The sequence below is a fragment of the Salinisphaera sp. RV14 genome, assembly GCF_052044135.1.
Lineage (GTDB): Bacteria > Pseudomonadota > Gammaproteobacteria > Nevskiales > Salinisphaeraceae > Salinisphaera.
Genome location: NZ_JBQDYF010000009.1, coordinates 21,823 through 41,768, shown reverse-complemented (window position 1 = coordinate 41,768; position 19,946 = coordinate 21,823). Strand labels below are relative to the sequence as shown.

Sequence of the window (19,946 nt, the reverse complement as noted above, 5' to 3'; positions counted from 1 at the left end):
CGGTGCAAGTCCCACGACCTCGCGCGGGCGCGAGGCCGCGTCGCAGGCGGCGGGACAGCGGGTATACTGGGCCGACCATCGCTCAGCGATCGCCTGCGCGACCGCCACATTCCGGTCGGGCTTGATGGACGGCCAGCGTCGACCGTGCCGCAGCCCACAGGGATGCGACGGCCGGCGGTGTCAAACGGACCGGCCACACGCAGCGCGTGCGGGCCGGCTCGCACGCGCGCCCGGCATGTCGGCGCCGCGCGAACAACCTGGACACGCGCATCGACGAGACTGAACATCCGGTCGCGGATCGCGGCCCGCAACACGTCATCGCATTTGCGAACCATCCCATCGACCACGAGAGACCGTTATGTTTGCACGAACCATCGCGACCGGCCGCCGTGTCGCCATCATTTGCGGCGCCGGTCTGGTGCTTGTCACGGCCGCGCAGGCAGCCGGCCTGACCAGCGCCGATACCAATCACGACGGCAAGATCAGCCGAGCCGAGGCCAACGCGGCGCAGGACCGGGCCTTCAACAAGCTGGATACCAACGGCGACGGCCAGGTGGACGCCAAGGAATTCGATGCCGGCCAGCCGGGGCTGCCGGCCGATGCCACCGCCCAGGACAAGAAACGCCGCCACCAGATCATCAGCAGCTGGTTCAAGCATATCGATGCCAATGGAAACGGCGAGATCTCGCGCAGCGAGTATCGCAAGGCGTTGACGCCTTATTTCGATAAGCTCGATACCAACGGCGACGGCTACATCTCGAAAGAGGAACTGCAGCAAGCCTTCGGCAACCGGGGGCAGGGCGGCGGCTCGAACTGACCCGCGACCCCGGTTGCCGGATTCAGTTGATGGCGTCGAACCGGGTGCGCAGCGCGTCGGCCGCGTGGTCGAGTGCCTGTCTGGCCCGTTCGACGCCGCCGGCAAAGTTGGCAAAGCCGTGGATCAGCCCGGTTTCGCAGCGGCGGATCGTGTTCACGCCGGCCGTTTGCAGCGCTGCGCCGTAGGCTTCGCCCTCGTCGCGTAGCGGATCGAAGCCCGCCGTGATCACGATGGCCGGCGCGACGCCGCCCAGTTCGCCGTGCAGTGGCGAGACCAGCGGGTCGCGCTTGTTACAATTGGCGGGCAGGTAATGCCCCTCGAACCAATCCATCGAGGATTTTTCGAGCAGGAACCCGCTGCCCAGCCGGGTCTTGGAGGGTTTGTCCTCGGCGAAGTCGACCGCCGGGTAGAGCAGGAGCTGAGCGGCCGGGGCGGCGGTGTCGTCATGTCGGGTTTGCTGTGCCACCACGGCGGCCAGGTTGCCGCCGGCGCTATCGCCCGCCACCGCGATTCGGTGCGCATCGATGCCAAGATCGTCTGCACGCGCGGCAATATCGCGGAAGGCCGCAATGGCATCGCGCGCGGCGGCCGGCGCCGCATGTTCGGGCGCGCGCCGATAGTCGATCGCGATCAGCGTCGCCTGGGCCCGGTCGGCCAGGGCGCGGCAGATACCGTCATGCGAGTCGAGGTCACCCAGCACGAAGCCGCCGCCGTGGTAGAACACGATGGCGGCCCCATCGGCGCTTTCGGGGCGATAACAACGCGCTGCGAGCGCACCGTTATCACCGGCGACGACCCACTCGTGTACCGCGAGCGGGTTGTGCGCCCGCGGCGCCAAGGTACTCGATTGCGCCCGCATTTGTCGCCGCTCGGTTGCCACATCCGAGCCACCGAGTTTGGCGCCGCGCAGGCGCATGATCTTCAGCAACAACTGACACTGCACATCAAGCGCATGGCCGTCGCGCACGATCGGTTTGCCGGCCATGAGCCGGAGCAGGGCGGCCGGCAGGCCGAGCATACCGCGCGCCGCACCGGCTTCGAAGGACTTGCTCAGGGGTGCCATGCGCGACTCCTGTTCGTCAATTAAACCAGAGGGCCACTCTACGCACTGCGGCCATTTGAGGCGATGCCCAGCCGTTCGGGGCGGGCGACCGGGCCGCAAGCCTGTGGTGCGACCCCAGCCGTTGTGGGCCCGTCAGCGCCGGAAACCACAGTCCTGGGTGAACCATACGATGTCGAGGTCCGCCAGCGGCTTGCGCAGCTTGTCGAGTTCGGCCGCCGGGCCGTGCATTTCCATGCGGGTGACGGTCGCGACCTGCTGGGCGCGGGCGAACAGCTCGCCGACATTGTCCAGATGGGCAAGAAAGGCATCGCCGTCGGCATAGCCTTCACGGCACAGTGCCTGGTGGTCGTTGTAGCAGAACCCGTAGTAGAGACAACCGGGCTCATTGCCGGTGGCAGCGACGAACTCGTCCACCAGGGCGCGAAATTCATCCATCCGTTCGGGCGGGATTTCGAAATAAGGTGAGAAGGAGACGCCGGTATCGCGCAGTGCAGCCATGACAGGCCCCGTTGATGATCGGATATCCACTGTATAACCGGCCGGGCGTCAGTGCCATGGGCGAGGTCAATCGGCGCGGGTGTCGTCCCATCCGTAACGGGCCAGATCAATGCGTCCGTCGACGAAGATAACGCCTTCCTCGATCAGCCGTCGGCGCTGGGTCAGTGCCGCGGTGCTGTCCGCGGGCAGGGAAATGCGGCCCTGGGCGTTGATGACGCGATGCCAGGGCAAACCCGGCGGACAACGGTGCAGGGCATAGCCGATCTGGCGTGCCGCGCGCGGACGGCCGACCCGGCGCGCGATCTGGCCATAAGTGGCGACGCGGCCGGGCGGAATCCGGCGTACGACCGCGAAGATAGGTCCATGAGACAAGGGCGATGACATGGCAGGATGATGCCAGAACACGACATCCCTGGGCTAAAGGAGCCTTTTTGCGTTATGAAGTATCTCACCTTGCCCTGTGGCGAGACGGTGCCGGCCCTGGGCCAGGGCACCTGGTATCTTGGAGACGATCCGAACACGCGCCGGTCTGAAATCGAAGCGCTGCACACCGGTATCGAGCGCGGTCTGTCGCTGATCGACACCGCGGAAATGTACGGCGACGGACGCGCCGAGCGGCTGGTGGGCGAGGCGCTGGTCGGGCGGCGCGACGCGGTGTTCCTGATGAGCAAGGTACTGCCGTCGAACGCCGGTTTCGATGCCGCCATCGCAGCCTGTGAAGCCAGTCTGAAACGTCTGAGGACCGACCGCCTCGACCTGTACCTGCTGCACTGGCCGGGCGCGACCCCGTACGCAGAGACCGTTCGCGCCTTCGAGCGGTTGCAGGCTGATGGCAAGATTCGCCATTACGGCGTCAGCAACCTCGACCTCGACGCGACGCAGGCCTTCAGTCATGCCGGCGGCCACGAAATGCAGGTCAACCAGCTGCTGTTCAATCTCAATCAACGCGGCATCGAGTGGGCGTTGTTGCCCTGGCTGCAAAAAGCCGGAATCGTGACGATGGCTTATTCTCCGTTCGATGGCGGCGCCCTGATGGACAGCCCGGCATTGCAACGATTTGCCCGGTCGCGCGAGATGACCGAGGGCCAGGCCGCGCTCGCGTGGCTGCTCCATCAGAGCGAGGTGATGCCGATTCCGAAGTCGGCGCATGCGGCGCGCGTCGCGGAGAATGCGGCGGCTGTCGATATCGCCCTGAGCGCGGACGATCTCGCCGAGCTGGATGATCTGTTTCCGCCGCCGGCCGGACCGGCGCCGCTGCAGATTTATTGAATGCCAATGCCAGCGCGCAGGGTCGGCCGCAGTCATCATGCTGCGGTCGCGCCCTGTCGCGCCGGATAGCGTGCTTATGTGTGGACGTAAACGCCTAGATTTCCACCCGTAGCCCGAATTCGATCACGCGATCGGGGGGCACGCGGTAGTAGGAGGTCGGCTGAATGGCGTTGCGCGACATGAAAGCGAACAGTTTTTCGCGCCAGAGCATCATGCCGGGCACTTCGTCGGTGGGAATGATGGTCGCGCGCCCGATGTAGTAAGTCGCCTTGTCGGTATCGAAATCCAGGCCGAAGCGTTCGCACAGCCGGACCGCGACCGGCACGTTCGGATTCTGCATGAAACCGTAGCGCGCGAAAACGCGGTAGACGCCTTCGCCGAGATCGTCGATTTCGAGCCGGTCGGCCGCGGGGATGCGCGGCACGTCCTCGGTTCGCACGGTGAGCAGCAGCACATGCTCGTGCAATACCTGGTTGTGCTCCAGGTGATGCAGCAGCATCGGCGGCGTGCCGGCATCGCTGCCGGTCAGAAATATCGCCGTGCCCTTGACGCGCACGGTGTCGTCGGTGGCGAGATCCCGGATGAATTCGTCGAGCGGGACCGGTTCGTCTTCCACCAGGCGTTGGCGCAGCAGTTCGCGCCCGCGGCGCCAGGTCGACATCAGGGTATAGACCAGAACCGCAGTGGCCACCGGGAACCAGCCACCATGCGGGATCTTGAGGATATTCGCGCCGAAGAACGGCAGATCGACGGCGAGGAAACCCAGGGTGAGCGGCAGGGCGATCCACAGCGGCCATTTCCAGCGCTCGCGCATGATGAAGAATGCCAGACAGGTGGTAATGGTCATCGCGAACGAGATGCCCACGCCGTAGGCCCAGGCGAGGTTGGTCGAGGTGCGGAAGCCGAGCACGAGCCCGATGGTCGCGAGCATGAGCAGCCAGTTCAGCGTCGGCACGTAGATCTGGCCGTATTCCTCGGATGAGGTCTGGAACAGCCGCATCGGCGGCAGCTGACCGAGCTGCACCGCTTGACGTGTGAGCGAGAAAGCGCCCGAGATCACGGCCTGCGAGGCGATCACCGTCGCGGCTGTGGCGAGCACCACCAGCGGATACAGCGCCCAGCCCGGTGCCAGTTCGTAGAAGGGTTGGTTCGCCGAGGCGCCGTGCGCGTGGATCAGCATCGCGCCCTGGCCGTAGTAGTTCAGCAGCAGCGCCGGCAGGACCAGGCCGAACCAGGCGATCTGGATCGGGCGGCGGCCGAAATGGCCCATGTCGGCATACATGGCTTCACCGCCGGTTACCACCAGGAATACCGCGCCGAGCACCACGAAACCGGTGCCGTGATTGCGAACGAAGAAGGCCAGCGCATGCAGCGGGTCGATCGCCGCCAGCACACTCGGTTCGTGCAGGATGCCGTACACGCCCAGCGTGCCCAGGGTGAGGAACCAGAGGATCATCACCGGACCGAAGAACCGGCCGACGGTTGCCGTGCCGCGGCTCTGGATCGAAAACAGCGCGATCAGGATCACGATCGTGATCGGAATCACGTACGGCTTGAAGATCGAGGTGGCGACGTTCAGGCCCTCGACAGCACTCGAGACCGAAATGGCCGGCGTGAGCATGAAGCTGCCATAGAGCAGGGCGCTGCCGAACACGCCGAGCTTGAGCAGAACAGCCGAGTGCCGCCCGGCGTCGCGACGCCACGGGTTGAGCAGGGCGACCAGGGCGAGCATGCCGCCTTCGCCGTTGTTGTTCGCCCGGGTGACGAACATCATGTATTTGGTCGACACGACCAGAATGAGCGCCCAGAAGATCAGCGACAGTATGCCGATGACGTTGGCGTTGGTCGGCGCCAGGTGGCTCGAACCCTTGAAGCATTCCCGCAGCGCGTACAGCGGGCTGGTGCCGATATCGCCATAGGATACGCCGAGCGCGCCGAGCGACAGGGTCAGCAGGCGCCCCGGGCCGATCGGGGTCTCTTTCTTCTCGCCGCTCTCGGCCTGTTCTTCGGGCGAATGCGCCTGAGCGATCTGCTCCTGTTCGCTTTTTCCGGATGCGTTTTCTCCGTTGTTTTCGTCGGCGGACGCATGCTCGGCGTCGTTGTCGCGTTTTTCGTCCGGATCGGATCGATCATTCGTCATGCGGCGGCATCCTTGAAGCGAATCGGGCGGCGTCTCGGTCGCCTGTCATAATCGTGGTTACGCTCACGATACTATCGGATGGATGGTGGCGAGGAGCGTCGCATGAATACGCGGCAGGCCGTTGCATCGGCGGCTGAAGGCGCATGTCTGTGCCGGTGAATGGGTGATCAATGAAAATCGCGTGATCGTGTGTCGAGCGCGCCGAGCCGTGCGGTGTCGTCGACGATCTCGTGTGCCAGGCAATGTCGCACCGCGCCGGCACGCTGCATCACGCCGGTCACCCGCAGCATACGGGCGGATAGCACCGCGATGCGGTATTGCGCCAGCACGTCGCGGCGGATGATGACGTTCACGCAACCGCTTTCGTCCTCGAGGGTGACGAAGGTCACGCCCCTGGCGCTGCCGGGGCGCTGGCGCATGGTCACGATGCCGGCCACATGGGCGCGCGCCTGGTGTGTCAGGCGATTGAAGGCCACGGCCGTGATTGTGCCCGTGCGCGCCAGGCCGGGGCGCAGCAGCGCCATGGGATGACGGCGCAGCGTCAGTCCGGTGCTGTGATAATCGGCCACGATGTTCGCGGCCTCGCTCGGCTCGGGGAGTGCAATCCCGGGTTCGGGGGCGTCGATACCCGCGAACAGGTCGTCGTGCACTCGCGCGGCCGCGATCTGCCACTGTGCTCGGTGCCGATGGCCGGCCAGGCCCGTCAGCGCGTCGGCACGCGCGAGGGCATCGCGGGCGCGCCGGTTCAGCCGGGCGCGTGTCACCAGATCCGCCACATTGTCGAAAGCCTGCCGGGTGCGCGCCGTCACGATTCGGTCCGCGGCGTCGGGGGCCAGCCCCTTGATCATCCGCAGGCCGAGACGCAGCGCTGGACGGTCGTTGCAACCCGCGGCTTCGCCCGGCGCGCCTTCCAGCGTGCAATCGCCCTGTGAATAGCGGACATCGGCAGCCCGGACCGCCACCCCGTGCCGGCGGGCATCGCGCACGATCTGGGACGGTGCATAGAACCCCATCGGCTGGCTGTTGAGCAGTGCTGCTGCGAACGCGGCCGGATAATGGCACTTCAGATAGGCCGACACATAAACCAGCAGGGCGAAGCTCACCGCATGCGATTCGGGGAAGCCATAACTGCCGAACCCCTTGATTTGTTCAAAGATTCGGTCGGCGAATTCTTCCGCATACCCATTCCTTCGCATGCCGGACTTGAGCCGGTCTCGCCAGGGCTCCAGGCCGCCTTCCCGTTTCCAGGCCGCCATCGATTTGCGCAGTCCGTTGGCTTCGTCACCGCTGAAATCGGCGGCGACCATGGCGATTTTCATGACCTGCTCCTGAAAGATCGGCACGCCCAGGGTGCGTTCGAGCACGCTGCGCAAGGCTTCGTTGGGGTAGGTGATGTGGCCCGGATGCTCACGCGCCTTGAGATAGGGATGCACCATGCCGCCCTGGATCGGGCCGGGCCGCACGATGGCCACCTCCACCACCAGATCGAAGAAACACCTGGGCTTCAGGCGCGGCAGCATGGTCATCTGCGCGCGTGATTCGATCTGGAAGACACCGACGGTATCGGCGCGCTGAATCATTCGGTAGGTGTCGGGATCGCCGCCGGGGAGGCTGGACATCGAGCCGAGATGGCCGGTGTAGCCGGCAATCAGATCGAAGCAGCGCCGGATACAGGTCAACATGCCGAGCGCCAGGACATCGATCTTCATCAGGCCGACGGTTTCCAGGTCGTCCTTGTCCCACTGGATGATCGTGCGATCGACCATGGCCGCATTCTCGACCGGCACCAGTTCTTCCAGTGGGCATTGGCTGAGCACGAAGCCGCCCACGTGTTGTGACAGATGGCGCGGAAAGCCGATCAGCGTGTCGACCAGCACCAGAATCTGATGCAGCAAGCGCGCGTCGATGCGTACGCCGCGCGCTGCCAGTTGTTCATCCAGCGTGCCGTCATCGGCCCGGCGTGACAGTTCGCCGGCCAGCGTGTCGATCTGATCGGCGGACAAACCCATGGCGCGCGCCACATCGCGCATGGCACTGCGCGGCCGATAACGGATCACGGTGGCGGCCAGGGCGGCCCGCGATCGTCCGTACTTGTTGTAGATGTACTGGATGATTTCCTCGCGGCGTTCGTGCTCGAAGTCCACATCGATATCGGGCGGCTCGTTGCGGTCGCGCGAAATGAAGCGCTCGAACAGGAGTTCGTGCCGGGTCGGGTCGACTTCCGTGATGCCCAGGCAGAAGCAGACCACCGAGTTGGCCGCCGAGCCGCGTCCCTGGCACAGAATCCCGCGTCGCCGTGCTTCGACCACGATGTCGCGGACGGTCAGGAAATAGTGCGGGTAATCCATGAACTCGATGATTTCGAGTTCCTCATCGATCTTTTTTCTAACCGCATCGGAAACCCCGTCAGGCCAGCGACTTGCGGCCCCTTCCTCCACCAGAACTTTCAAGAAGCTACTTGAAGTATGGGCAGCCGGAACGAGTTCGCCCGGGTAGTCATAACGAATGGTGCGCAGGTCGAAACGGCAATCGTCGGCGATGCGGCGGGCCTCGGCCAGGGCGTCGGGCGGATACAACGCGGCCAGCGTGCGACGCGGTCGCAGATAACGTTCGCCGTTGGCCGCCAGGGCATGACCGGCCCCGGCAACACGGGTGCCCAGACGCAGCGCCGTCAAGACGTCTTGCAGGGCCCGGCGCGAACGGCTGTGCATATGCACATCGCCGACTGCCACGATTGGCAGCCCGTATTGCAAACGCAGGCGATTCAGGCGTTCCACGTGGAGGAGATCATGCGGGCCGCGGTGCCGGGCCAGAGCGATCCGGGCAGTGCGCGGGTAATGCACGCTCAACCAGGCCAGAAATTCGTGCAGGGCCGGGCCGGGTGGCCGGCCGTGGTCCGGCAACGCGAGCAGCCAGCAGGCATCGAGTTCGAGCCTATCCAGGTCGGCGCGTGTCAGGCGGTAGCGGCCCTTGTCGGCATTCCGGCGCGCGCGCGTGATCAGGCGGCAAAGCTGGGTGTAGCCACGGTGGTCTCGCGCCAGAACCACCAGCGTCGGGCCTTCAGCCAGCGCCAGGCGGCTGCCGAGGATGAGCCGAAGCCCCACGCGCTCGGATGCGAGCAGTGCCCGCACGGCGCCCGCGAGGCTGCATTCATCGGTGATGGCCAGAGCGCTGTAACCAAGATATGCCGCACGCTCGAATAATTCCTCGGGGTGGGAGGCGCCACGATGAAATGAAAAATTGCTGACACAACAAAGCTCTGAATAATCAATTTCAAGTGCGTTAAAGTGATTTCTCATGTTATGTCGCCGGCCTCAGCCAAACAGTCCATGCAGGAAATAGCCGGCCGCGGGGTCGCTTGCGTTCAGATCGCGAAACACCCAGAGCAGGCGCCCCCGGGGGTCGAAGGCACGGTAGTAGTCGCGCCGCTGCCCTGTATCCCACCAACCGCTTTCAATGCGTTCCGGGCCACTGATCCAGTGCATGGCATCGAGTGCTTCGGGGCCGATGCGTTCGGGCGGATCGAGCAACCACAGCGGGCGCGGCAGAGCATCGCCATCGTCATCGAGCGCGGCTCGGGGCGGTTCGCTGTCGCGTTCGATCGAGGCCTGCTCGGGCCGATGATCGGCAGGTGCATCCAGCCAGCGAACCGCCTGCGGACCGAGACGGGCGCGCAGGCGATCAAGCACCCCCGGCCAGGTCGCGTCGGCACGCGGTTCGCCTTGATGCCAGAACGCATCTTGTCGGTGTTCGGCGGGGCGAAGCCGGTCACTGACCAGGCCGATTTCGGTTACGGGCGCCGCCAGCGTGACGCGCTCGAGGCGTTCGCAGGCCACCCGCTCCAGGTGCCGGGCGTCGTGGGTGGGGGCCGATAACCGTAGCGTGACCCGGGTCGCGGGCCGGCGTTCGTGAACCAGACTCAGGCGCAGTGTCTGTAGCGCACAGTCCGTGCCACGCAGGAAGACCGAAAGCTCTGCGAATATGCGCCGTAGGGTGAAGATGAGACCCGCGGTGCTTTCAACCGCGCCGATGAGCTCGTGATGGGTGCGGTAGCGTGGCGGCCGTTCGTAGAGACGTAGCCCATGAGGCCGGCGTCCTCGCAGTTGCTCCAGATAAAGCAGTGGGGTCTTGCCGAAGCGCCGGACCAGGGTGGACGGCGGCAAGGCCAGCAGTTCGCCGGCCTGCCGAAAGCCGCTGGCCGCGAGCGTGTCACGCGTGGCGGTGTCGAGATCCAGACAGGCAACAGGCAGGGTGGCCAACGCGGCCGCATCGGGGCTGCCGCGGCGCACCCGGCTGAAGGCGAGGGCGGCCTGCGGCGTATCGCCCAGGCCGGCGCGACAAGCGTAATGCATCCATTTCAGGTCGTCGCGAATGGCGGCGAGCAGGGGGCGTCGGCCTCCGAACAGGCGGAGACTGGCGCCGATCTCGATAATCAGTCGGGCGCATTCGATATCCTGATCCTGGATCGCCCAGTGAATCTGGCTGCTGTAGCGCCAGGCCCAGCCGGCCAGCCGGGTCATGGCGGCCGTTTCGGCCGCTCGACTACGCTCATGAAGCGCCGCCTCGGGCAGACGCATTCGCGCATCGGCCAGAGCCATGCCCCGCCTCACGCCATGCGATCGGGCCATGCGATTGGCCGCGACCACCCGCTGGCGCGGGCCGATGGTTTCAACCACAAGCATGGGGCGTTCCTGCGCTACGCCCCGGCAATCCAGTGCCCAATTCGGAAAGCGCAACGCCAGCCACATGGGTTATCGGGTGTGCGAGCAGCCTGGCGCGTTTGGGTTCATTGTGGCCCCCGGGCCTGCGGAGCCGGGGCTGGCCGTGCGCGGTGTGCCAGTCCCGGCCATCGGCGCGCTCTCGCGATTGGCCGCTTCGGCGGGTACGATCGCGCCTTGTACTGGGGCCCATCCGCGGTCGCGTGCGGCCTTCAGGCCGTCAGCGGTTCCGCCGGCAGGGCCCCGGCATTTCAGTACTTCGATTTTCTGTCGCCCGTTTCGGCTCTGGATTGCCAGCCTCAAGGCGGCCGGCGATCGGTGCCGGGCGCAGGCCAGATCGCGATAGACGAAAACGGGGCCGCCGGCTTTTTCGCTGGCCAACTGCAGGCGACGCAATGCCGGCGTATCCAGATTATCGTCCCAGAGCACGAAGGCCACGAAACCGCCGGCCGCCGCCAGCTGCTCGATGCTCCAGACTCTCTCGGCGGTGTCGCGGCAGCGAATGACCGGAACGCGTGCGCGATCAATGCCGGCGCCGTCCAGTGCGGGAGCATTCAGCCGATGCGGCGGTTCGACAAAGACCAGCCGGCTATCGGGCCAGGCTTCCAGCCGGGGTTTGAGCGCCGCGAGAAGCAGGCTGAGTTCGCCCCGGCCGGCGGATTCCACCAGAAATTCCGTGACCGCGGCCAGAGGATAGCCCCCGCCGGGCAGCAGCGCATCGAGCCAGGGCCAGCCGCTCGACCAGGTCAGGGGGGCCGCGGCGCGGCTGGCACGGTGTACGCCGAATCGTTGCCAGCGCGCCTCCAGCGCAGCCGCCGGGCTGTTGTTACTCGGATTGGGTTCACGTGTTTGCATAACTGTATTTATATACAGTTTTAAAGGCGTTGACTAGGGCCTGTTGCAACGTCGGTTCGTGCCCGGGCACGGCGCGGGGATGAGCCGCATCAGGCGATACGGCGAATGGGACAACGCGGCACTGAATTATTAAACCGGTATCAAAACAGCTGAATTCATCAGCTGTTTCCAACGCCTTCAAAAATAAAAGCCCGCGCCTGTCCGTCTTTTATTTTCAAAGGCTTCGCGGCCAATGGCCGCGACGAGCATACGGTCGCATATTCGCGCTATTAACCCGAAAAATCATCTATTTCTGTGCCGGATTAATATCTCCGACACGCAGCGGGGGGATAAGCCAGGGCATTTTGTCCGCCAATGCACGCGAATGAGCGCAAATAAGACGGAAGATCAGGGCGCCGGCAGGCAATGCGTTGGCGCGCGCGGGTATCGCGTGCCAGGGTTGCCAGCCCTTCGAATTGGGAGCCATCCGGGTTTGATCGCCGCCCGCGGCATGATGGCAGCTCCGGCCGCCTTGTCGGCCCCACTTCGGGGCGCAGCGCAACGGCGCGGCGGGTCAAACGACCGCAGGTCCTATGGCTCAGCCTTCATGCTTTCGATGAACTGCTCGAAAGGCATGGGCCGCGCGATATAGTAACCCTGCACATAATTGATGCCGATCCGCTCCAGCGCATCGAGTTGTTCCTTGGTCTCGACCTGTTCGGCCACCGTGCGCAGGCCGACGGCCTGGCTGACCTTGCTGAGTGCTTCGATGATGGAATGTTCGACCGGGTCTTCGGTGAGGTGGCGAACCAGCTTGCCGTCGATTTTCACGAAGTCCGAGGGCAGGTGCTTGAGATAGCTGAACGAACTCACGCCGCTGCCGAAATCGTCGAGCGCGAACCGACAGCCGATCGCGCGCAGGGAGCGCATCAGGTCGGCGGCACGCTGCAGGTTGGTCACGGCCGCGGTCTCGGTGATCTCGAAGACCAGCCGTTTCGGGTCGACGCCCGAGCGGTCGATGCATTCGCGCACGAAGCCGACGAATTGTTCGTCGGTGATCGATTGGCCGGAAATGTTGATGCTGTAGTAGCCGATGCGGGGGCAGTCCGCATCGTACCGGGCGATCAGCTGCAGGGCGTGGTTGATCACCCAGCGATCGATACGCGATGCCATGCTGTAGCGTTCCGCCGTCAGCAACACGTTCTGCGGGGAGATCATCGCGCCAGGGTCGCCCTTCATTCGCAGTAGCAGTTCGCTTCCCATGCGCCAATCTTCGGTTCGGGGCATCAACGGCGCAATGGGCTGGGCGTGCAGAACGAAGCCATGCTCGTCGAGCGCTTCGTTGATCTGTTGCATGCGCTCGATCTCGTAGTCGCGCATGCGCGCTTCATCACTGTTGCGATGATAGACGCGAACCTGGTTCCGCCCCTGTTCCTTGGCCAGATAACAGGCGGTGTCGGCACGCCGCAGCAGTTCGGCGGCGCTGATCGAGTCTTCCCCGACGACGCTCAGGCCGAGGCTTGCGCCGAGACGGAACGCCTTGCCCTCCCATTCAAAGCGAAACCCCTCGAGCCATTGCCGCAGGCGTTCGGCCACCGCCTGCGCGGTTTCCAGGTCGGTTTCCTCGAAGATGATGCCGAACTCGTCCCCGCCGAGCCGGGCCAGGGTGTCGTGGGGTCTGAGTTGGGTGATCATCTGCGACGACAGCTGGCGCAGCATCGCATCGCCGGCATGGTGACCACAGCTGTCGTTGATCAGCTTGAACTGGTCCAGATCAAGATAGCATAGCGTATGCCGGATCTTGTTCACTCGGGTCGTTTCCAGCACCTGTCGGAGCTGGCGTTCGAAGGCGCGCCGATTGAGCAGTCCGGTCAGCGAATCGTGGTTGGCTTGATAGGTCAGCTCACGAGAGACGCGCTCAAGCCGCGTCACGTCGTGCAGCACCACCACCGCACCGATGATCCGGCTCTTCTCGTCGCGGATCGCGGAGACGGTAACCGTCACCGAGCGATAGTCGTTCGGGTCCCGGGTAGGCAGCTGATCGCCCACCAGGGCCAGGGCGTTGGCCCACTCGCGCGAGATGCCGGTCTCGAGACAGTCCGTGACCAGCCCGTCGACGAACTCTTTCTTGTCCGGGTCGAACAATCGACAGACGTTTTCGAAGGCGCGCCCCTGAACCTGTTTCATCTTTCGCGCCAGCATGTGCTGACCGCGCGGATTGACGTAGTCGATCGTACCGCTGGCGTCCGTGGTAATCACCCCGTCGCCGATGGCCGCCAGCGTGACCTGGGCCCGCTCCTTTTCCTGGTTGAGCTGGCGCTGGGTCTCGATCAGGCGCGTGCCATCACGACAGATGCCCTCGCTGCCCACGATCCGGCCTTCGGCGTCGTCGATGCGGCGTGCCGAAACCAGCAACCAGGCAATGCTGCCATCGCTGCGAAACACGCGTGTGGGATAACGCACGATGTTGGCGCTTTGCGTGAGTATCGGCAGATCGGTATCCGGGTCCGCCAGCAGCTGCGCCAGGGAATAACCGCGTAACTCCTGCGGTGTGTAGCCGAGCATGTCCGACACCGAGTCGGTAACCCAGGTCAGGCGGCCGTCCCGGTCGGCGTGATACAACACGTCGGTAACGTTGCGAAGCAGTCGCTGGACCCGCTGATGCCGCACGAGCAGCTTGTCGCGATAATCATGGACTCGCGCGATCAAGGTCTCGATGGCGCCGGTCAGGCGCGGGGCGCGGCTGGCCAGGGCATGATCGAACTGGGGCAGGTCGTCGGCGCTGACATCGACCTGCTCGATCCATTCGGCCAGCGCCGCCGCGCCGCTGACCCGGCTGCGCCGATCCTGGCGCCAGATGATGCACAGCAGAACGATTGCCAGTGCGCAACCGAGCGCCGCGATGAGCAGGGTGATCATGTCGCGACGCGGGGCGCTGAGACAGGCGACGCCGAGCGCCGCGAATTGACTGAACAGAAGAAGACCGAGGCAGCCGTAGAGTATGCGTCGAGTGGCAGGCATGATCGCGCGTGCCCTAGAGAGGGCCGCGACCTACCGGCTGGACGCCGCCTGAACAGGGCGTACGACCACGCTGTCTTGTGAGTCGGGACATTTGGCATCGCAACGGGATCTATGCCGAGCCAGTATACTGAAGGAATCGCAGTATTGCGTATCGGTCTCGATATTCCGACTTTGGGGGGGGCGTGGGGTGACATGACGGATTCTTCTCAGAGTGAAGATGCCCGTGTCAATCGTCACGCGGCGCAACCTAATGACCGGCAGCACCGAAATCTTCGAGAGGCGCTGCTTTTCTACTGGCAAGTCATCCTGCGGCGAGTATGGACGCGGCTGGCCGCCTCGCTACAGCAGAGTGCCACTTATGCCCGCGCCAGCATGGCCACCTTCGCCATCGTGGAGATCATCGGCCAGCCGCTGTACTACTACATCTGGCAGGATATCTATCCGCAACCTTTTGAAAGTGTCTGGCTGCGTTCGATATGCGTTCTGTTCTCGATTCCCATGCTGTTCGAACGTCAACTGTCGAGACATCGCAACATGGAACAGTGGTTGGCGATCTACTGGTTATTCATCCTGCTGTTCCAGTTGCCCTTCTTCTTCGTTCTGATGACGTTGCTCAATCACCTGTCATCCGTATGGGCGCTGTCGACGATGGCGGCGTTAATGCTGCTGGTGATCCTGGTGTTCGACTGGTTGATGACGCTCATTCTGTCGATATCGGGCGCACTGCTGGCCTGGGCTGTTTTTGTCGCCCTGGGCGGGGGGTTCCAGGTCCAGGGCGATATTCCACTCCCGGTACTGGTGTCCATCTATCTCTTCGGACTCGTTGCGGGTAGCGCCTTCAACTACAAATCTGAACTCGTGGCACGGGAGAAACTCGCCGCCATCACCGACGCCGTCGGCACCATGGCCCATGAGTTGCGTACGCCGCTGCTCGGCATACGCAGTGGCGCGCGCGGGTTGAATGCCTATCTGCCGACTCTCATCGAAGGCTATGAACTGGCCCGCCAGCATTCGTTGCCGGTACGCCCGATCCGACAAGCTCATTTTCAGCAGATCCAATCGGTCCTCAACCGTATTCATACGGAAAGCGAGTACACCAGCGCCGTACTGGACATGCTGTTGGTCAACTCCAGCCGTGCCGCCATTGATCGCTCGACCTTCGAATCGGTGTCCATCGCGGATTGCGTCGCCACCGCACTCGAGCGTTATCCATTTCATTCGACACGTGAACGGGACTGGATCGAACGGGCGGGCGGCCCCGATTTCGTGTTCCATGGCTCCAAGCTCTTGATGGTGCATGTGCTGTTCAATCTGCTCAAGAACGCCTTGTATCATCTGGCACGCAAGAACGGGGGGCGTATTGTGATCTGGACTTCCCGCTCCGCTTCCGGCATACATCACCTGCATTTTCGGGACACGGGACCCGGTATACGCCCGGAGGCAGTGCCACGGATCTTCGAGCGTTTCTACTCGGGCATGCCGCGTGGCCAGGGGACCGGGATCGGCCTGGCTTTCGTGCGTCTTGTCATCGACAGCTTCGGCGGGTATATCCGCTGCGATTCGGTGCTGGGCGAATACACTGAATTCATTATGAGCTTTCCGGAGGTCGCCGACGATGGCCACGATTGAACTGGCGCCGTATTTCCACCCGACGCAGATTGTTCTGGTCGATGACGATATCGACTTTCTCGGCAATCTCAGCCTGCAGCTCGATGCTGATCTGGCCTATCTGCTATTCGATTCAACCCATAAGGCGCTGAGTTACCTGAACGGGCGTCAGCCGAATGGCGCCGCGCGCGACCGTTTTTTCAAGGCGCTGCAAAACGGCCACGGCGACAGCGGCGATAACCATCGCGAGTCGCTCGAGCTCGATATCGGCGCCCTGCATCGCGAGATGCAGGCGTCCGACCGCTTTGCCCAGATTTCGGTGGCGTTGGTCGATTACGCCATGCCGCAGATGAACGGGCTCGAGTTCTGCCGCCAGATCAAGGATCCACACGTCAAGAAAATATTGTTCACGGGAGTGGCCACGGAATCGGTGGCGGTCGACGCCTTCAATCACGGCATCATCGATCAGTACATCCGCAAGCATGAGCACGCGGTTTACGACACGCTCAACCAGGCGATCCGTCAATTTCAACAGGCATATATCCGCGATGTGTTCACCGCCGCGGCGGATGTGTTTCCCGTCGACTTGCCCGGCCTACTCAAGGAGCCAGCGGTGGCGCGGCTGATCGAGCGGCTGCGCACCGAGCGGGGGCTGGTGGAGTATTACCTCGCCATCGAGCCCACGGGGTTCGTGTTCGCCGATGCCGCCGGCCAGGTCAAACGGCTGGTCATCCAGAGCCGCGACGAAAGAGCGCGCGAAGCACAGCGCGCGCGCGCTGCCGGCGCTCCGGCACCGATCGTCGACGGCCTGGCGGCGGGCACGCTCATGCTCGACCCCAACAGTTCCGTCTATCATGAACTGGACTGGTCGGCCCATACCGCGCGCGCGGCCGAGCTTGGTGAGGCGGCCGACGATTTACGCTGGAGCCTGTTCGACATGTCCTGTACCACCGACTGTATACAGGCCCGTCCCAGTTACAACGAATTCCTTGAGTGGCTGGACACGGTCGGTTACTCATTAATGTAACCGGTTCATTCCGGCTCGTCGGGGCGTCGTATTGCAATCACGCGTTTTGGCGGGCGTGTGTCTCCTGTCGCCGGTGTCGCGCGCAAACCTCGCGGTCTGGCGGGGCCCGGGCGCGCGCCGCGGGCGGGCGCCAATCCAACGCATTGCGCACGGTGCGGTCGATTGCCCTGCGGATATAAGCGGCAAATGGCGTGCGGCGGCCTCTACCCACTCGCGCCCCAGTCGCCACGCGAAGGCCTCGTCGCACGGGTCGCCCATCGGCCTAGGCATTGATTTGTATGACGATTGCGGAGCCGCGCCCGGCGATTGCAACAAGCCGCCTACAAGGGCTGAAAAAACCGCAGGTGATGCGATTGAGATTGGAGGCAATGCACTGAACCGAGGCCCTTGGGCGCCGATATTGGGTAAGCTGAATCGTGGCTACAGCGGTTAATTTGAAAACCGGGCGATTTTTATAAAAAATTAGGGTACCTCGGTAGCTGTCATGCACCTTCTGAAACAGCTGCGTCAAAATCTATTGTTGTCATTTCCACTCTCATCGTCGAATCAATGAGGCCTCGCATGAACCAGCTCTCCTCCATCAATCACCAGGCTCGCAATACCCGCACCGCGGCCGAGCCGGATTTTCTTTCAGCCCACGTCGATCACTACTATCGTGAGCGCGTCGAAAAGACTTGGCAGGGTGGACACATCATGCACGGGCGTTCCCCTAGCGAGGATGCCGTGATGCTGGTGAGCAACGATTATCTCGACCTGGCTAATCACCCGGACATCCGACAGGCTCAGATCGATACGCTCGACGCCACCGACAACACCATGGTCATGTCCGCCGTGTATCTGCATGGCGACAGTCCGCAGGACGACTTCGAAAACCGCATGGCGAGCTGGATGGCCATGGAGTCCACGCTACTTTGTCAGTCCGGCTATGCCGCGAATGTCGGCCTGATTCAGTCCATCGGCGTTAAGGGCACTCCCGTCTATATCGACATGATGGCCCATGCCTCGCTCTGGCAGGGTATTCAGGCTGCCGGTCTGGAAGCCAAGCCCTTTCGGCACAACAGTCCCGAACATCTGGCGGCGATGATCAAGCGGAACGGCCCGGGCCTGGTGGTCATCGACTCGGTGTACAGCACCAATGGCAGCGTCGCGCCGGTACGCGAAATCGTGGACGTCGCCTCGAAAGCCGGTTGCGTGATCATCGTGGACGAGTCGCACTCGCTGGGCACGCATGGCTGGCAGGGCAGCGGCATGGTCGCCGGGCTGGGTTTGCAGGACAAGGTCCATTTCGTTACTGCCAGCCTGGCCAAGGCGTTTGCAGGCCGCGCCGGCTTGATCGCCTGTAGCGACCGGCTGCGTCAGTTCATCAAGTACAACGCCTTCCCGGCAATCTTCAGTTCGGCCTTGCTGCCGCCCGACATCGCGGCCTTGAGCAAGACCCTCGATCTGATCAAGGCAGCGGATGAGCAGCGCCAGCGACTTTTTGCGAATACCGAGTATCTGAGGCGCAACCTCGACTCGCTGGGCTATAACGTTGAAATCAGCAAGGCCCAGATCATTGCGCTGGAAGCGGGGCGAGAACAGCAGACGATGGTGCTCCGCGACGCGCTGGAATCCCGCGGCGTTTTTGGATCGGTGTTCTGTGCGCCGGCCACCGCGACCAAGCGGTCATTGATCCGACTGTCGATCAACGCCGGCATCACGCGTGAACAGCTCGACCATGTGATCCGGGTCTGTCGCGACATCCGCGAAGAAGTTGATCTGGCAAACTGGCCGTCCACGCGTCGCGCGCAGCGCAACAATACCGTCGAGAGCCTGGCGGCCTGATGTTCGACAGGAAATGACATGACCGACCCCGAGTGGCCGTCGACCTTCGACGGCCACAACGACATGTTGCTGCAGCTCGCCGAGCTGCCGGCGCACGAGGCGATACGCCAATTTCTTGAAGGACGGGCGGAAGGGCATCTGGACTGGCCACGGATGCGCCGGGGGCGATTCGGGGGTGGTCTGTTCGCGGTTTTCGTGCCGCCGGCCAACGACCGATCGCCGCTCGTGCGAACCCGAACGGGATACGACAAGGCACTGGCGCCGGCAATGAGCGCGGCCGAGGCCACGCCGCGCGTCATGACCATGATCTCGCGCCTGTTGCGAATCGAGGCCGCCTCCGAGGGTCGTTTTCGCATCTGCCGAAGCGTTGCGGACATCCGGGCGGCCGAGGCAGAGGGCGCGGTGGCGGCCGTGCTGCACTTCGAAGGGGCGGAAGCCATTGACACCGACTTCGAGGCGCTGGATGTCTTTCATGCGGCCGGCCTGCGCTCCCTGGGCCCAGTCTGGAGCCGGGCGAGTGCATTCGGCGAAGGGGTGCCGTTTCGTTTTCCGTCCGCGCCCGATACTGGCCCGGGACTGACAGAAGCCGGCTTCGCCCTCGTGGCAGCCTGTAACCGGCGTCGTATCGCGATCGATCTGTCTCACCTGAACGAGCAGGGGTTCTGGGACGTGGCCCGCACCAGCGACGCGCCGCTGATCGCCAGCCATTCGAACGCGCACGCGATCTGTCCCCATGCCCGCAATCTGACCGACGATCAGCTACGCGCCATCGCGCGTAGCAACGGCATCGTGGGACTGAATTTCGCCAATTATTTTCTGCGTCCCGATGGCGGGTTGGGCGCGGACACGTCGATCGAGGTGATGCTCGATCATCTGGATCACATGCTGTCGATCATGGGGCCCGATCACGTGGGGCTCGGTTCCGATTTCGATGGCGTTCGCGCGATGCCTGTCCCGATCCGGGATGTCGCCTCGCTACCGGCGCTGCCGCAGGCGATGCAGGCCCGCGGCCATGACGCCGCCACCATAGCGGCCATCAGCCGCGACAACTGGCTGCGCGTGCTTGAAGCGACCTGGGGCGGGTGAATACGACCGGCGCAACCTGTCTGGCATGAACGAAACGGCGG

Annotated in this window: 14 protein-coding genes; 6 read left to right on the top strand and 8 right to left on the bottom strand. The window is 63.8% G+C overall.

All coding sequences use genetic code 11. The annotated features are described in order from the left end of the window. Nucleotides 1-358 precede the first annotated feature (358 nt). Entirely contained in the window at nt 359-817 is a 459-nt protein-coding gene (locus tag ACS8Y6_RS10695; RefSeq protein ID WP_440855542.1) for an EF-hand domain-containing protein, read from the top strand. Nucleotides 818-839: 22 nt separating this feature from the next. Here the strand turns inward: ACS8Y6_RS10695 and ACS8Y6_RS10690 are convergent, their stop codons facing one another. The 3 genes from ACS8Y6_RS10690 to ACS8Y6_RS10680 all read right to left on the bottom strand — a co-directional run bounded on the left by ACS8Y6_RS10690 (nt 840) and on the right by ACS8Y6_RS10680 (nt 2,762). Further along, nucleotides 840-1,880: an alpha/beta hydrolase gene (locus tag ACS8Y6_RS10690; RefSeq protein WP_440855541.1), complete on the bottom strand. Its 1,041-nt coding sequence runs from the start codon at nt 1,878-1,880 to the stop codon at nt 840-842. A 132-nt stretch (nt 1,881-2,012) separates the two neighbouring features. Continuing rightward, entirely contained in the window at nt 2,013-2,378 is a 366-nt protein-coding gene (locus ACS8Y6_RS10685; RefSeq protein ID WP_440848445.1) for a putative quinol monooxygenase, read from the bottom strand. A 66-nt stretch (nt 2,379-2,444) separates the two neighbouring features. Then, nucleotides 2,445-2,762: an MGMT family protein gene (locus ACS8Y6_RS10680; RefSeq protein ID WP_440848446.1), complete on the bottom strand. Its 318-nt coding sequence runs from the start codon at nt 2,760-2,762 to the stop codon at nt 2,445-2,447. Between the two features lie 54 nt (nt 2,763-2,816). Between ACS8Y6_RS10680 and ACS8Y6_RS10675 the strand changes: the two genes are divergently transcribed. After that, on the top strand, nt 2,817-3,647 hold the full coding sequence (locus ACS8Y6_RS10675; RefSeq protein WP_440848447.1) for an aldo/keto reductase: 831 nt from the start codon (nt 2,817-2,819) through the stop codon (nt 3,645-3,647). A gap of 94 nt (nt 3,648-3,741) precedes the next feature. On the opposite strand, the gene ACS8Y6_RS10670 is transcribed toward ACS8Y6_RS10675, so the two are convergent. The 5 genes from ACS8Y6_RS10670 to ACS8Y6_RS10650 form a co-directional block, all read right to left on the bottom strand. After that, on the bottom strand, nt 3,742-5,787 hold the full coding sequence (locus tag ACS8Y6_RS10670; RefSeq protein WP_440848448.1) for a potassium transporter Kup: 2,046 nt from the start codon (nt 5,785-5,787) through the stop codon (nt 3,742-3,744). Between the two features lie 167 nt (nt 5,788-5,954). After that, nucleotides 5,955-9,086: an error-prone DNA polymerase gene (locus ACS8Y6_RS10665; RefSeq protein WP_440855540.1), complete on the bottom strand. Its 3,132-nt coding sequence runs from the start codon at nt 9,084-9,086 to the stop codon at nt 5,955-5,957. 15 nt (nt 9,087-9,101) lie between these two features. Further along, complete coding sequence (locus tag ACS8Y6_RS10660; protein WP_440855539.1) at nt 9,102-10,469, bottom strand: Y-family DNA polymerase; 1,368 nt, start codon at nt 10,467-10,469, stop codon at nt 9,102-9,104. 69 nt (nt 10,470-10,538) lie between these two features. Continuing rightward, entirely contained in the window at nt 10,539-11,360 is an 822-nt protein-coding gene (gene imuA, locus ACS8Y6_RS10655; protein WP_440848451.1) for a translesion DNA synthesis-associated protein ImuA, read from the bottom strand. A gap of 570 nt (nt 11,361-11,930) precedes the next feature. Further along, nucleotides 11,931-14,360, bottom strand: coding sequence for an EAL domain-containing protein (locus tag ACS8Y6_RS10650; RefSeq protein WP_440848452.1), 2,430 nt, complete (start codon nt 14,358-14,360; stop codon nt 11,931-11,933). Nucleotides 14,361-14,504: 144 nt separating this feature from the next. Here ACS8Y6_RS10650 and ACS8Y6_RS10645 point away from each other — a divergent pair, with 144 nt between their 5' ends. From ACS8Y6_RS10645 to ACS8Y6_RS10630, 4 genes are all read left to right on the top strand, one after another. After that, entirely contained in the window at nt 14,505-15,989 is a 1,485-nt protein-coding gene (locus tag ACS8Y6_RS10645) for a sensor histidine kinase (protein ID WP_440855538.1), read from the top strand. Beyond that, entirely contained in the window at nt 15,976-16,995 is a 1,020-nt protein-coding gene (locus ACS8Y6_RS10640) for a response regulator (protein ID WP_440855537.1), read from the top strand. The genes ACS8Y6_RS10645 and ACS8Y6_RS10640 overlap by 14 nt, the downstream gene beginning before the upstream one ends. Nucleotides 16,996-17,556: 561 nt before the next feature. Continuing rightward, nucleotides 17,557-18,819 carry an alpha-hydroxyketone-type quorum-sensing autoinducer synthase gene (cqsA, locus tag ACS8Y6_RS10635; RefSeq protein ID WP_440848455.1) on the top strand — a complete coding sequence of 421 codons (1,263 nt, stop codon included), beginning with the start codon at nt 17,557-17,559 and terminating at the stop codon, nt 18,817-18,819. An 18-nt stretch (nt 18,820-18,837) separates the two neighbouring features. Next, nucleotides 18,838-19,905, top strand: a complete 1,068-nt coding sequence (locus ACS8Y6_RS10630) for a dipeptidase (protein ID WP_440848456.1) — start codon at nt 18,838-18,840, stop codon at nt 19,903-19,905. Nucleotides 19,906-19,946 lie beyond the last annotated feature (41 nt).

Bases quoted from the DNA above. Each gene is read 5' to 3' on its own strand.
- ACS8Y6_RS10630 (WP_440848456.1), top strand. From the start codon at position 18,838: ATGACCGACCCCGAGTGGCCGTCGACCTTCGACGGCCACAACGACATG.
- ACS8Y6_RS10680 (WP_440848446.1), bottom strand. From the start codon at position 2,762: ATGTCATCGCCCTTGTCTCATGGACCTATCTTCGCGGTCGTACGCCGG.
- ACS8Y6_RS10660 (WP_440855539.1), bottom strand. From the start codon at position 10,469: ATGCTTGTGGTTGAAACCATCGGCCCGCGCCAGCGGGTGGTCGCGGCC.
- ACS8Y6_RS10695 (WP_440855542.1), top strand. From the start codon at position 359: ATGTTTGCACGAACCATCGCGACCGGCCGCCGTGTCGCCATCATTTGC.
- cqsA (WP_440848455.1), top strand. From the start codon at position 17,557: ATGAACCAGCTCTCCTCCATCAATCACCAGGCTCGCAATACCCGCACC.
- ACS8Y6_RS10640 (WP_440855537.1), top strand. From the start codon at position 15,976: ATGGCCACGATTGAACTGGCGCCGTATTTCCACCCGACGCAGATTGTT.
- ACS8Y6_RS10690 (WP_440855541.1), bottom strand. From the start codon at position 1,880: ATGGCACCCCTGAGCAAGTCCTTCGAAGCCGGTGCGGCGCGCGGTATG.
- ACS8Y6_RS10670 (WP_440848448.1), bottom strand. From the start codon at position 5,787: ATGACGAATGATCGATCCGATCCGGACGAAAAACGCGACAACGACGCC.
- ACS8Y6_RS10650 (WP_440848452.1), bottom strand. From the start codon at position 14,360: ATGCCTGCCACTCGACGCATACTCTACGGCTGCCTCGGTCTTCTTCTG.
- ACS8Y6_RS10685 (WP_440848445.1), bottom strand. From the start codon at position 2,378: ATGGCTGCACTGCGCGATACCGGCGTCTCCTTCTCACCTTATTTCGAA.
- ACS8Y6_RS10675 (WP_440848447.1), top strand. From the start codon at position 2,817: ATGAAGTATCTCACCTTGCCCTGTGGCGAGACGGTGCCGGCCCTGGGC.
- ACS8Y6_RS10665 (WP_440855540.1), bottom strand. From the start codon at position 9,086: ATGAGAAATCACTTTAACGCACTTGAAATTGATTATTCAGAGCTTTGT.
- imuA (WP_440848451.1), bottom strand. From the start codon at position 11,360: ATGCAAACACGTGAACCCAATCCGAGTAACAACAGCCCGGCGGCTGCG.